Below are 13,428 nucleotides of genomic sequence, written 5' to 3'. Positions count from 1 at the left end.
ACGATTTACACCCATCAACCTTCTTGTCGGCGCATCTTTTTTTATTATCCCTCCTCTTCCTTCCCCTCGCCGGGGGGGGGGCGCCCGCCCCCCCGCCCCCCCCCCCCGGGGCTCTGCCCCGGGCCCCGGTCCGGGGCCGCCGGACAGGCTGGATCCATCCGCCCGTCCGGCTTTTTCGTTCCGCACCGTGGGGGCGACGGAGTGACCGGACGGGTCTTCGAGGCGGAAGGAGGCCGCATCACCGTGATGGAAGGCTGGCGGCCCGGACCCACCGTGGACCGGGGGGCCCGGTGGGCACCCGCGGAGGCGGGGGAGGCCACCCGCAAGCTGCTGGCGCAGGCGGTGCCGGCGGAGCCGGTGTACGGGGCGCGGTAGGGCGGGGCGGGCAGGGCTTTCGAAACACGCCCCAGGGCACCCGCTGCCCGCTCGTCACCGCGCCGCTCACGGCAGGCGCGGACACATCCGTTCCAGACGCTCCCTGACCGGGCCGTCCGCCAGGCGCGCCGCCGCGTCGACCGCCACCGCCCGCGCATAACCATCCGGCTCCGACTCCTGCAGCAACCGCTCCAACACCGGTACCGCCCGCGGGTCCTGACGACGTGCCAGGCCCTGTGCCGCCTCCGCGGCCGTGTCCGGATCCGCGTCGTCCAGCCGCTCCGCCAGCGCCGCGCGGAGCACCGGCGTGTCCGTGTCCAGCGCGGCCAGCGCCGTCGTAGCCCAGTCCCGCACCTCCGCATCGGTGTCCCGGCTCAGCCCCACCAGCGCCGCGACCCCCTCCGCATGGTCACCGGAGACCAGGTCGAACAGCGCCAGCGTCACCGCACGGCGCACCAACCGCTGCGGATTCCGCACATGCCGCAGCACCTCCGGCAGGGCCACCGGATCCCCATGGTGCCCCAGCCCCAGCACCGCCGACCGGATCAGCTCCGTATCCGCCGCCTCCCGCGCCAGCTCCCGCAGCAGCGGAACCGAACGGGCGGCAAAAGGCTGCGACCCGGTGCGGAAACCGAGCTGGGCCAGCACATCCGCGCCGAACGCCTGCCGCAACGGCTCACCGACGCTCGCGCACCACGCGGCGCCCGCCTGGAACGTCTCCTCGTCGCCCCGCTGCCACAGCACCTCGACCGCCTCGTGCCAGTTGTCCAGTTCCGGGTTCCCGCCGCGCAGCGCCCGCGCCGCCAGCTCCGCGTACGGCGTCCGCAGACCCAGCTCCGCCTCCAGGACCGTGGCGATCGCACCGTGCCCCGTCTGCTGCTCCTGCCCCGCGAACGGCACCCCGTCCCGCACCAGTTCGACGGTCACCGTCTCCCCACCGTCCACCGGCGTACGGCGCACCACCGTCCCCGGCCCGTCCCCGTACATCTCCCGAAGCGCGCGCCGCATCTCCTGCTCCACATCCAGCGCACACATCCGGCGCGCCTCCCGCAGCGCCTCCTCCAGCGCCCCGGCCCGCGCACCCGCCCCGTACCGCAGCAGCGCCCGCACGGTCTCCAGCGACCCGCGCCGTACCGCGAACACCAGCGGCGGTTCATGCCCCGGCCCCGGTCCCGGCAGACCGGGATCCGCCCCATGGGCGAGCAGCACCTCCGTGGTCCGCGCATGCCCCAGACCCACCGCCCACCGCAGTGCCGTGAACCCGAACTCCTCCCTCAGATCCGGCTGCGCCCCGGCCGCCAGCAGCGCCTCGACCACCTCCGTGTGCCCGCCGCACGCCGCTCCGCAGATCGGCAGATCGCCCGCCTCGGGCCCGCACGCCCGGTCCGGATCGGCGCCCGCCGCCAGCAGCAGCCGCACCACACCCGGCCGGTCCGACACCGCCGCCAGATAGAGCGCCGTCGCACCGTTCTCGTCGACCGACTCCGCGGACACCCCCGCGCGCAGCAGCCGCACGACGGCGTCCTCACCCACGTACAGGGCCTCGAACAGGTTCCGCGTGTCCGTCATCGGATCTTCTGCCACCCATCGACTCTACGGCGGAGGGCCCCGACGGGCTCAGGTATTGCAGTCCAGTACGGTGCGGCACAACCCGCACCGCGCCCGCACCCGGCCGCGGACCGGTACCCGGATGCGCTGGTGGCAGGTCGGGCAGGTGAACGAGACCCGCCAACCCCCCGGACTCTCCTCGAACCGGTACGGGACCCCCGGGGTCGCGGCGACCCCCCCATGGTCCTGGGCATACCGCCGGTCCTTCGCGTAACGGTGCCGGCCGGCCCAGCCCGCCGCCGCCAGCGGAGGCTGCTGCCCGTCCCGCAGCGCCAGCGCCCGCCCCTTCACGTACGCCGTATACGCCTGCGGACTCGTGAACCAGGGCGACGGATCCTCGTCGAACACCAACGCCCGCTTGGCCAGCACATACCCGAACTCCTCCGGGGTGAGATAGCCGAGCTTCTGACTGGACGCCGCGTCCTCCCGGAACGCGTCGAGCAGCAGCCAGCCCGCCCCCAGATACGCGGCCGCCGTGTCGGTCAGGATCTCGTTGTCCCGTGTACCGGGGAACTCCAGACCCAGCCGGTGCAGCAGCACATGCATCACCTCGTGCGACAGCGCGGCACCGATGTCCCTGCGATGAGTACGGAAGCGGTCGTTGAGTTCGATGAAGTACTCGGGCCCCGCCGCGAGTTCGACACTGCCCGCATGTTCCATCGCCCGGAACCCGACGATCATGCGGGCATCGGGCAGATGCAGATGCCGGACCATCGCCCGCGCCACGCGCTGCGCCCCCAGATGCAGATCGTCCTGGTCGGAGAAGGCCGCTTCGGCGGGCAGCAGGCTCGGAGCGTACCTGCGCACACCGTCGTACGACAGCCTCCGGTACAGCGCGGTGATCGCGGACCGGACGATGTCCAGATGAGGGAAGCCGTGCACCACCGGGCCGCCGTCCGTCACGTCCGCACCCCCATCCGTGACGCTCAACCGGCTTCCACTGTAACGGCCTGCCCCGCGGCGGGGAGTGTGCTCCCGTACGAACCCGGCTGCCCCGGGGTGTACAGCGAGGTGCCGGCCTTCGCTGTGACCATCGCCTCCGCGGCGGCCACACTCCGATGCCTCGGCCGGCACACCGCATCAGCCCTGAGCATCCCCGGGTGTGCCCGTCCGGACGGGCACACCCGGACCCAGCTCCACCCACGGATCCCCGGCGCCCTCCACCTCCAGCACCCACACCTCGTTGACGCCCTCCCGCAGAACCGGACCCGGCACATACAGCGTCCGCTGCGGACCCGCCGACCAGTACCGGCCCAGGCAGAAACCGTTCACCCAGACGAACCCGCGCGTCCAGCCCGGCAGTTCGATCCCCGCGTGATCCGGAAGACCCGCGTGCCCCGAAACCGCCGACTCGAACGAACCCCTGTACAGCCCGGTACGACCCCTCTCGGCGACGGCCTCGAAGGGCACCGTGTCCACCGCACCCGGCTCCTCGAAAGCGGCCAGCCGCAGCGCCCGCGCCCGCACCCCGTGCAGATACTGCCGCTCGTGCCGGACACCGCCCGTGATGCCCTTCGGCTCAGCCAGCCGCGGCCCGTAATTGACCCGGCCCAGCGACTCCACCCACAGCTCGACCGACGCGGGCCCGGCCACCGGCTCGGCGAGGGTGGCACTCTCGCCGCTCAGCACGCCTTCCCGGACCCCGTTCACATACACCACCGCCCGGTCCCGGAGCCCGGTCACACCCAGCGCATACGGGCGTCGCGGACCCGGAACGGCGACCTCGTACCGCACCAGACCCCGGTCCACGCCCAGCTCCTCGAACGTCGGCGGAACACCGGACTCCGCCCGTTCCGGGTCGCCCAGCACCTCCAGCACCACAGACAGCGGCGCCCACCCGGTCAGCTCCGCCCGCACCGGCGCCGCAAGCCCGGTCGGCTCCGGCGGCAGCTCCGGGAGCGGACCGTCCGCGAACTCCGCCAGGACCTTCCGGAACAGCCAGAACTTCTCCGTCGGCCGCCCGTACTCGTCGATCGGCGCATCGTAATCGTACGACGTCACCGTCGGCTGAAAATCCTGGTCCTGCACCGGGCCCGAGCGGTTCGCCCCCGCCCAGCCCGCAAAATTCGTTCCCCCGTGCGCCATGTAGATATTCACCGATGCCCCGCACTCCAGGATCTCCCGCAGCGCCTGTGCGGCCTCCGCCGGATCCCGGACCGTCGGCGCGGCACCCCAGTGGTCGAACCAGCCGCACCAGAACTCCATACACATCAGCGGACCCTCCGGCTGATGCCGGCGCAGCACCTCGAACGCCTCACGCGCCCCCGAGCCGAAATTCGCCGTCGCCAGCACCCCCGGCACGGAACCACCTGTCAGCATGTGGTCCTCCGGCCCGTCCGACGTGAACAGCGGCACGCTCACCCCGTGCCCGCGCAGCACCTCCGCCAGCCGCCCCAGATAGACCTGATCGGTGCCGTAGCTCCCGTACTCGTTCTCCACCTGAACCATGACCACCGGGCCGCCGCGGTCGATCTGCCGCTCCACCACCTGCGGCAACAACTCGGCGAACCACCGCTCGACCGCCTCCAGATACCCGGCGTCACGCGTCCGCACCCGCCGCCCGAACCGGCCCGTCACCCACGCGGGAAACCCGCCGTTCTCCCACTCGGCACAGATGTACGGACCCGGACGCACGATCGCCCACAGTCCCGCCCGGTGCGCCGCATCCAGGAACCGGCCGAGCGCCGCCACATCCCGGAACATCCCGGGCTCCGGCTCATGCAGATTCCACGGAACGTACGTCTCCACACAGTTCAGGCCCATCGCCCGCAACATCGACAGCCGGTGATCCCACTGCGCCTCGTGCACGCGGAAATAGTGCAGTGCCCCCGACAGCAGGCGTACCGGCCTCCCGTCGAGCCGGAAGTGGGCGTCCCCCACGGTGAAATCAGCCATCGTGCTCGTACTCTCCTGTTGTGCCGGTCCCACCCCCGGGCCCGCACACCCTGGGGCCGTACAACGGCACGCACCACGGAGCGGGCGAACCCGGGAGGAATGTTCCATCCAACCTTGCCCCCTGGCGTACAGCCGGTCCATGGACAAAGATCACTGCTGTTTGGACACAATGTGCAGGTCACCGCGGCCGACCGAGCCGACGAGCCCGGCGGAGCCGAGCCCGGCCGAGCAGAGCGGAGGAAGGGAAGCCGATGTCGACGTACCACACCTGGATGCGATTCTTCACGCCCAGCCCGCTCCATCACCGCCTCGGCCTCGTCTGCCTGGGCGTCGGCCTGCAACACGGCGCCCTGCCCACCGTCGGCCCCCGCACCCTCGACCACCACGTCGCCGTCGTCATCAACTCCGGCAGCGGCTGGTTCAGCAGCCCCGACGGCCGCCGCATACCCGTCACCGCCCCCAGCCTCATCTGGCTCACGCCCGGCACTCCCCACCACTACGGCGCCGACCCCGGCACCGGCTGGGACGAAGCCTTCGTCGACTTCACCGGCCCCGCCACCACCACCTACACCGAACTCGGCTACATCGAACCCGACCGCCCCCTCGTCCCCCTCGCCGACACCGCAGGACCACGTGCCGCCATCAGCCGCATGGTCCGCGCCGCCAGACGCGGCAATCCCCTCCTCGAAGTCGAGACCAGCGCCGCCGTCCACGAACTCCTCGTCGCGCTGCGCCGCGCCCGCGCCGACGTCAGCCCCGACGGCGACCCCGTCCTCCAGGCCCTCGCCCGCGACGCATTCCAGCCCCTCTCCGTCGCCGAACACGCGGCCCGCCACAGCATGACTCCCGCCGAACTGCGCACCGCGGTACGCCGCGGCGCCGGCTGCAGCCCCAAGGACTACCTCCTCGGCATCCGCCTCGGCCGAGCCAAAGAACTCCTCGCCGCAACCGACCTGCCCGTCGCCGCGGTCGCCCGCCGCGTCGGCTACGACGACCCCGCGTACTTCTCCCGTCTGTTCGCCCGCCGCGTCGGCACCGCCCCCGTCCGCTTCCGCGAACAACAGGGCCGCGCCGTTCCCGGCGGCTGGAGCGACCAGGTCCCCGACCCCGAAAACCCGCCGACGATCACCGCATGGACCCCGGGCGGCTGACGGCCCCCACGACGTGGAGACCACTCCCCGTCGCGAGGAAGGCCGTAAGCTCGACGACCATGACCACGAGCGACATCGACGAGTCCGTACGCGCGGAACTGAACCGGCTCCGCGAAAGCATCGACAACATCGACGCTGCTGTTGTCCACATGCTCGCCGAGCGCTTCAAGTGCACCCAGCAGGTCGGGCATCTCAAGGCGAACCACAAACTGCCCCCGGCCGACCCGACCCGCGAAACCGAACAGATCGCCCGGCTGCGCCGCCTCGCCGAGAACGCGAAACTCGACCCCGCCTTCGCCGAGAAGCTCCTGAACTTCATCATCGCCGAAGTGATCCGGCACCATGAGCGGATTGCCGGTGACCCCCCGACCGGCGACGCAGCCTCCGAGAACTGATCCTCCGCCCCCCATCAGTCAGGGGCGAACACGCAGCGAGGGCCGCGGCCTCAAGGCCGCGGCCCTCGCTTCCGTGCCGCTACAGCGAGTGACCGAGGGGGTGGGTTTCCCCCGGAGTCACGCTTCGGGTCGACCGCTCGCGACTACAGGTTCCGCACCCGGATGTTGCGGAACTCGATCAGGTCGTTGTTGCCGTGGTTCTGCAACCCCACGTACCCGCTGAGGAACTGACGCAGGTCCGTGGGCGGGTCACCCGCACGGGAAGACGACTTGCCGGGCGTGTTGTCGAACTCGTTGATCACCACGCCGTTGCGGATGATCGTGTAGTGCTGCCCGACCGCGCGGATCTCGTAGTCGTTCCACTGGCCCTTGGGGGTCACCCCCGCCTTGTCCAGGCCCACCGGCTTGAAGTTGTACACCGAGCCGGTCTTCTGGACTTCACCCGTGGCCCCATCGTAGATCTGGATCTCCTGACCGCAGTAGATCGCGACCCACTCGGGGGCGGTGCGGGCCGAGCCGACCGTGCCGCAACTGCCGGCCGGGCGGTCCGCCAGCGGCGTCCTCGGGTCCGGGAACCGGATGAAGACCCCGCTGTTGGCGTTGCCGGTACCCGGAGCCACGTCCCGGAACTGGAGCCTGACCGAGAAGTCCTTCAACTCCTGCTTGGCGTACCACAGCATGCCCATGCCGCCGGAGCTGCGCATGGTGCCGTCGGGCAGGACCGAGAAGTTCCCGGCGCCGGCCTGCCGCCAGTCGGCCAGGCTTGCCGCGGTCCCGTCGAAGAGGGGCTTGTACCCGGCAACCTTGCCGATCTCGCTCTGAGCCGCCGCCTTGCTGATCGCCGACGACTCACGGTTGTCGAGGACCCCCTCCTTGCGGAGGTCGTTGACCACGGCGTTGACATGACTGACGAACTCGCCGTGGTTCGACCAGGAGGCCTCGTCGTCGATCAGGTCGTTGACGGTGCAGCCACCGCCGGCCCGGTGGTTGGTCACGCCCGTGTCGGTGTCGAGGAGCTTGACGGTCGGCCGGGCGTCGGGAGCCGGGCAGCCGGCCTTGGCGTCGAACGTCGCGGTGGCCTGCTCGCCGTCGGCGTAGGTGACCGTCAGCTTCGCGTGGTACGTGCCGTAGTCCGCGTACGTGTGCGTCGGGTTGGCCTCGTGCGAGGGCTTGCTGCCGTCGCCGAAGTCCCACTCCCAGGCCACACCGCCGGTCTTGGCGCTGGAGAACGCCACCGCCTTCGGCTTGCTCTGGGTGACCACGCGCGCCCCGGCGTCCTGCGGGTTCGGGGTGGCCGGGCCACCCTGGTAGGTGATGCGGATGAGCTTCTGGTTGTTGTGCAGGCTGAAGAAACCGCCCGCGTAGTCGAGCATGTACAGCGCACCGTCGGGACCGAACTTGGCGTCCATCCAGCTCTGCAGCTGGGTGCCGCCGCTGCCGGGCGCGATGATGCTGCGCAGGTCCTCGCCGAATGCCGGCGCGCCCTGGTCCTTGACGTGGTCCGGGTCCAGGGTCACTGCGACCCGGTTGTTGGCGTTGGACTCGTCACCGATGAACCACTTGTCCTCCCAGTACGCCGGCCAGGCGACACCGCTCTTGGTGTCCACCTGGGAGCGGTGGTAGGTCGGACCGGACATGATGGCCTGGCCGCCGCCCTTGAGGTACGGCTGGGTGTAGGTGGCCTCGCTGTCCACGTAGCTCGGGACACCGCTGCCGTCCGCGCGCTCCGGGAAGACCGGGCCGCCGCCCTGGGGCGAGTACCAGATCATGTTGTCGCGGGCCGGCGGGATGTCCACCAGGCCGGTGTTGCGCGGCGACTCGTTCTTGAGGTGGTTGCAGTCGTACCAGCCGGTGAGGACGCCGGCATCGGTGTTGCTGCGGTCACGGTAAGGCTGCCGGTTGCCCATGCAGTAGGGCCAGCCCTGGTTGCCCGCCGAGGTGATGACCGTGGCGGTCTCGTACTTGGCCGGGCCCAGCTCCGGGTTCGACGCTCCCGCGTCCGGTCCGACCCAGCCGGCGTTCAGCCAGTTGTGTACCGGGTCGACGGAGAGTCGCGCGATGTTGCGGACACCCATCACGTAGATCTCCGGGCGGGTCTTGGCCGTGCCCGGCGCGAAGAGGTTGCCCTTGGGGATGGTGTAGGTGCCGTCGGCCTCGGGGTGAATACGGATGATCTTGCCGTTGAGGTCGTTGGTGTTGCCGGAGGTGCGGCGGGCGTCCTGGAAGGAGACACCCTTGTAGTCCTGGGTCCAGTTGTTCCCGGAGTAGCCGTTGGAGCCGCCCGAGGAGTTGCTGTCACCGGAGCCGATGTAGAGGTTGCCGTCCTTGTCGAAGGACATGCCGCCGCCGGCGTGGCAGCAGCTGTGGATCTGGGTGTCCCAGTGCAGCAGGTCCTTGCGGGTGGACTGGTCGATGGACTCTGACGCGAAGTCGTAGGTCAGCCGGGAGACCGTCCGCTGGCCGATCCGCTTGTCGCGGTCGATCGACTCGTGCGGCATCCAGTAGATGTAGATCCACCCGTTCTTCTCGAACTTCGGGTCGAGGGTGATGCCGACCAGGCCCTCCTCGTTCTTGACCAGCTCGTCACCGCTGCCCCGATTGCCCATCACGTCGAGTGTGGTGAGCAGCTTGACCTGCTTGGTCTTCGGGTCCCACTGGTGGATGGTGCCGCAGCCGAGACCGACCTTGGGGTCGTTCCAGGAGCTGATCGGGCCCGACGGGCAGGCGGCCTTGCCGATGTAGAAGGCCTTGCCGTCGGGGCCCATGGTGAGACCGTGCGGCTCACCGATCTGGTCGAGCTGCCCCGACTGGTTCTGGGCCGTCAGCCGCTCGGTCTTGTAGTTGGACGCGATGGTCGCCTGGCAGTCGCCGCGGACCATGCCGGTGGTCCACTGGATGGCGCCGAGGAGGTGGCTCTGGAACTTGGTGTCGGTGGTGTAGCTCTCCTCGGTGCGGCCCATGCCGGTGTAGAAGGACCGACCGCCGTCGTAGTCACGGCACCACGAGATCGGGTGGAACGGGCCGTTGGCGCTGATTCCCGGCTTGTACTTCCCCTCCTCGACCTGGGCAATGGTGTGAACCTTGCCGATCGGGTTGGGATCCCAGTTGATCCACTGGTCGGAACGAGTCCAGTTGAGCGGAAGTCCCTTGTTGGAAGGGTGTTGACGGTCCGTCACATCCACCACGGCCTGCTGGACCTTGGAATCCTGCGGGGGCGTCGGGTTGGCGTTGAAGAGCCGCAGCTCGGCCAGCTGGATCAGCGGCTCACCGCTGTTGGCGGTGATCTCCAGCCGGTAGTGCTGGTAGGCCTGCTTGTTGGTGAACTGGAACTGCCTGGTCTGGAACCGCGACGGGAAGGTCTCGCCGGTCCGGGTGTCCAGGGTCGTCCAGCTCTCGCCGTCCTGCGAGCCCTGCAGCTTCCAGTCCTTCGGGTCCCGTCCCGGATAGTCGTTGGCGGAGGTCAGCGCGTAGTTGACCACCGCGGCCGGCTTGTCCAGCTTCATGGTGACCCAGCCGGTCGGCGTCCGGGCCAGCCACTTGGTGTCGTTCTTGCCGTCGAACAGCTTGTCCTTGGTCTCGCTCGGCGGGTTGTCCCCGTTGACCGCGCTCTCGACGACCTTCTCGGGGTCGGGGAGGCCCAGCGCCGGGCGGGTGCCGATCAGCCCGGTGAACCAGGAGGAGTCGGACTGGGCCCGGGCGGCGTCGTGGACGCCGACGAAGCCGCCGCCGTTGTTGATGTACGACCGGAACGCGGCTTCCTGCTCGGCGTTGAGCGTCACGCCGTCGGCCGACAGGAACACCACCCCCCGATACTTGGCGAGGCCGGCGGTGTTGAACACGCTTGCGTCCTCGGACTCGACGACCTTGAACCCGTTCTTCTCGCCGAGGGTCTCGATCGCCGCCGTGGCCTTCTTGACGGGGTCGTCCTGCTTGGCGGTCGGTCCGTGGAAGACCAGGACGTTCACCTGGGTGTCCGTGGCGGCACCCTGGTCCTGGCTGACGCTTTCGACGGGCGGCTGCGCCTGTGCCTGCACGGATGGCAGCGCGGACAACCCCATCGTCAGTGCGGCGCTGGACAGCAGAACGACCGCGCGGCGCCAGGGCCACGCGTGACGAGAGGTCAGCGCAGGTCGTGACGGCGGCGATCCGCGTCGTTTCGACAGGGCGAACCGGTCTCTCTTGCCCATGTGTGCTCCTTGACTCGATCCGGAAACGGAAGAGTGATCAGGGGATGGAGCGAGGGCTGCCGCAGGGGCCCCGCCCGGTGTGCGCCGGGCGAGGCGGCTTTCGGCGGGCGGTCACGCTGCCCGGGAAGGAGGGGGCCGGAGCAGGGAGGTCAGGTTCTCCTCCAGCCCTGGCGAGCGAGGACCGACCGGCGGCAGGCTGGTACACGCCCATCAGGACGTCAGGCAGGCCTGACGGGCGTGGCTTCGGGGGCGAAACACGCCCTAGTGGTGGGGCATGCCGCCGGGGACCGTGCCATCGGCCTCGGTCACGAGGAAGGTTCCGGCCATGCCCATGTCCGCGTGGCTCTGGACGTGACAGTGGTACATCCAGGCACCTGCGCCGACCCGGGCACCCGCGATCACCTGGAACCCGAAGGAGTCAGCGGGGCCGACGGTCTTGGTGTCGATGATCCGGCTCACGTCCTGCGGACCCTGCAGGATCCCGGTGCGGTTGTCCGCCCAGCGGTGGCCGTGCACATGGAAGGTGTGGAAGAAATCCCCGTGGGTGATGACGATGAACTCCACCCGCTCGCCGCGGACGGCCGTGAAGGTGGGGGTGTCGTGGTGGGCCTTGTTGTTGATCGTCATGTCGTTGAACACGACCGTGAACTGCTTGTCGGGCAGCACGTCGCCCTTGCGGCGCACGATCACGGGGCCGTACAGGCCCTTCTTGAGGCCGCCCGTGCCGTGTTCGGTCCCCACGTTGTGATCGTGATAGTGCCAGTAGCCGGCGCTGCCGGCCTCCCACGTCCCGTCGTGGTTCGGTCCCGGGGCGTGGGTGCGCCAGACGTAGGTCCGCCGGCCGCCCGGCTCGACGACGCTGTCGTTCATCTTGGTGCCGTCACTGGCGACGTCGTAGTCCACCCCGTGCACGTGCAGACTCGCGGCGACGCTCAGGTTGTTGACGACCTCGATGTGCATCGTGTCGCCCTCGGTCAGCTCGATGAGCGGGCCGGGAATCGACGCCTTACCGGGCTCCAGGCCGTAGCCCATCTGCCCGTTCGGCAGGTTCTCCATGTACAGCGTCAGCTCGCGGACGGTTCCCTTGTCGCTTCCCTTACCGCTTCCTTCACCGGGCTTGTCCTTCGGGGCGGCGGCGGTGGCGCCGAGCACCGTGGGCACGACTGCTGCGGCGGCCGCGCTGGTGGCGAACGCTCGCCGGGAGAAGAGGCGTCTCGTGCCTGCACCTGAGTCGGTCATCGCTCTCCAATGCTCGAAACGCGCGCGTACCTGAAAGCGTTTCGTGGTCGTGGTGTGAGCCGCCGCCGACGGCAGCTGTCCCGTCACGGCGGTACGCGGTGGTGCACCGGGCGTTCGACCCCGCGAGGCAGGCGGGGCGGTGGTCGGACCGGACTCCGGTGGGGACGGTCCGACTTGGCCGGACCCCGGTGGAAGCGGTCCGGCTTGGCTCGATGTGCCGGCTAAGGCCGGGATCGGATCGGCTGGGCGAAGGGGATTCGCCTCGGGACCTGGACACCGTAGCGGGCACGCATCCAGTTTTTCCAGACTCAGGTCAAAGTTGGTTGGATTCTCGTCATAGGTCTTGGCGGATAGTCAAAAGACCCGCTAACTTCCCATCGTTGCCGCACGGTTAAAGAGATTGCGTGAACCCCACCCTCGGGTTCGCGGTGCCAGCGGCCTCGCAGCGACAGGGGCGGATGCCGCCTGAGCGTGAGTGACGGCGGCCCCCGCCGTCGTCGCGCGCGGGTGAGCAACCACAGCGCGGCACTCGCCCCGTTCCGTCCAGGGCGCCGGTCCGGTGAGCGGAGTACTCGCATCTCGAACGCGCTCATCCCGGCGGCTGATCGTCCACCCGGCGGGGCCGCGAGTCCTGCGCGGTGCCGCACAAGCGAATTCCCGAAAGGTGCAGTGGTGTTCAGAAGACTGCTCCATGCCCAGACGGATCCGCCCTCCTCAAGATCCGCACTACGTGACCGATTCAGCGAGCATCCGGCGCTGATGGCGCTGATGGCCATTGTCTTCACGGCTTTCGCATTGGCCGTTCCGGCCGCGTACGCGGCGGTGAATCGCGCGGAGGAGACCGCAGCGACCCAGGTGCTCACCTGGACGGCCGGCGACGATTACATGAAGTACACGTCAGCCCCCACCACCGCGGTGGCGGGCAAGGCGACCATTGTGTTCGAGAGCAGCGCGGCGACCGGCAACACGACGGGGTTGACACACACCCTGACGTTCGACGTCTCGAACCCCGACTACAACAGCGACGTCAGCCTCAACATCCTGGCGAGCCCCTTCGACTCCGCGGGAGGCAGGCACACGGCCGAAGTCACCCTCACACCTGGCGTCTACCGCTACTTCTGCGCGATGCCGGGCCACCAGATGATGACGGGTGAGCTCATCGTCACCGCCGCGCCCGGCGACGACACCACGCCGCCCGATACGTCGGCGACGGTGTCGGGGACGAAGGACTCCGCCGGGAACTACGTCGGCAGTGCGAGCGTGACGCTGACTGCCTCGGACGCGGAGTCCGGTGTGGCCGGAATCGAGTACGCGCTCGACGGTGCGGCATACACCGGTTACACGACTCCGGTTGACGTCAAGAGCGTGGGTCGGCACACGCTGAGCTATCGGGCGACCGACAAGGCGGGCAATATCTCGCCGGTGAAATCGGTGGAGTTCACCGTGGTGGCGCCTGAGCCGCCGAAGGACACTACGCCGCCCGATACGTCGGCGACGGTGTCGGGGACGAAGGACTCTGCCGGGAACTATGTGTCGAGTGCGACTGTCACGGTGACCGCCTCGGACGCGGAGTCCGGT

The 13,428-nt window shown here is 69.6% G+C and carries 8 protein-coding genes and 1 pseudogene; 4 read left to right on the top strand and 5 right to left on the bottom strand.

What is annotated here, in order from left to right:
- Positions 1-195: 195 nt before the first annotated feature.
- A pseudogene (locus tag ACNPQM_RS12950) lies at positions 196-375 on the top strand (short-chain dehydrogenase); the annotation flags it as partial.
- A gap of 66 nt (positions 376-441) precedes the next feature.
- Here the strand turns inward: ACNPQM_RS12950 and ACNPQM_RS12945 are convergent.
- From ACNPQM_RS12945 to ACNPQM_RS12935, 3 genes are all read right to left on the bottom strand, one after another.
- On the bottom strand, positions 442-1,944 hold the full coding sequence (locus ACNPQM_RS12945) for an ankyrin repeat domain-containing protein (RefSeq protein WP_418084093.1): 1,503 nt from the start codon (positions 1,942-1,944) through the stop codon (positions 442-444).
- A 48-nt stretch (positions 1,945-1,992) separates the two neighbouring features.
- Positions 1,993-2,913 (bottom strand): hypothetical protein, encoded by a 921-nt coding sequence (locus ACNPQM_RS12940; RefSeq protein WP_418084091.1) that lies wholly within the window; start codon positions 2,911-2,913, stop codon positions 1,993-1,995.
- A gap of 150 nt (positions 2,914-3,063) precedes the next feature.
- Positions 3,064-4,878, bottom strand: coding sequence for a glycoside hydrolase family 35 protein (locus ACNPQM_RS12935; protein WP_418084089.1), 1,815 nt, complete (start codon positions 4,876-4,878; stop codon positions 3,064-3,066).
- A gap of 251 nt (positions 4,879-5,129) precedes the next feature.
- Between ACNPQM_RS12935 and ACNPQM_RS12930 the strand changes: the two genes are divergently transcribed.
- Both ACNPQM_RS12930 and ACNPQM_RS12925 read left to right on the top strand, forming a co-directional pair.
- Positions 5,130-6,029, top strand: coding sequence for a helix-turn-helix domain-containing protein (locus ACNPQM_RS12930; RefSeq protein WP_358857962.1), 900 nt, complete (start codon positions 5,130-5,132; stop codon positions 6,027-6,029).
- Positions 6,030-6,088: 59 nt separating this feature from the next.
- Entirely contained in the window at positions 6,089-6,424 is a 336-nt protein-coding gene (locus ACNPQM_RS12925; protein WP_358857961.1) for a chorismate mutase, read from the top strand.
- 143 nt (positions 6,425-6,567) lie between these two features.
- On the opposite strand, the gene ACNPQM_RS12920 is transcribed toward ACNPQM_RS12925, so the two are convergent.
- Together ACNPQM_RS12920 and ACNPQM_RS12915 are read right to left on the bottom strand one after the other, a co-directional pair.
- Positions 6,568-10,611, bottom strand: coding sequence for a ThuA domain-containing protein (locus ACNPQM_RS12920; RefSeq protein WP_418084088.1), 4,044 nt, complete (start codon positions 10,609-10,611; stop codon positions 6,568-6,570).
- 261 nt (positions 10,612-10,872) lie between these two features.
- A complete protein-coding gene (locus ACNPQM_RS12915) occupies positions 10,873-11,850 on the bottom strand; it encodes a multicopper oxidase domain-containing protein (protein ID WP_358857959.1) in 978 nt (325 codons plus the stop codon).
- 672 nt (positions 11,851-12,522) lie between these two features.
- Here ACNPQM_RS12915 and ACNPQM_RS12910 point away from each other — a divergent pair.
- Positions 12,523-13,428: cupredoxin domain-containing protein (locus ACNPQM_RS12910; protein ID WP_418084087.1), on the top strand; the 906-nt coding region annotated here is incomplete at its 3' end.

It is taken from the genome of Streptomyces sp. NPDC056231 (genome assembly GCF_048270745.1).
Taxonomy (GTDB): domain Bacteria; phylum Actinomycetota; class Actinomycetes; order Streptomycetales; family Streptomycetaceae; genus Streptomyces.
This window is presented reverse-complemented; position numbering and strand designations above follow the sequence as displayed.

Bases quoted from the DNA above. Each gene is read 5' to 3' on its own strand.
- ACNPQM_RS12945 (WP_418084093.1), bottom strand. From the start codon at position 1,944: ATGACGGACACGCGGAACCTGTTCGAGGCCCTGTACGTGGGTGAGGAC.
- ACNPQM_RS12930 (WP_358857962.1), top strand. From the start codon at position 5,130: ATGTCGACGTACCACACCTGGATGCGATTCTTCACGCCCAGCCCGCTC.
- ACNPQM_RS12935 (WP_418084089.1), bottom strand. From the start codon at position 4,878: ATGGCTGATTTCACCGTGGGGGACGCCCACTTCCGGCTCGACGGGAGG.
- ACNPQM_RS12920 (WP_418084088.1), bottom strand. From the start codon at position 10,611: ATGGGCAAGAGAGACCGGTTCGCCCTGTCGAAACGACGCGGATCGCCG.
- ACNPQM_RS12925 (WP_358857961.1), top strand. From the start codon at position 6,089: ATGACCACGAGCGACATCGACGAGTCCGTACGCGCGGAACTGAACCGG.
- ACNPQM_RS12915 (WP_358857959.1), bottom strand. From the start codon at position 11,850: ATGACCGACTCAGGTGCAGGCACGAGACGCCTCTTCTCCCGGCGAGCG.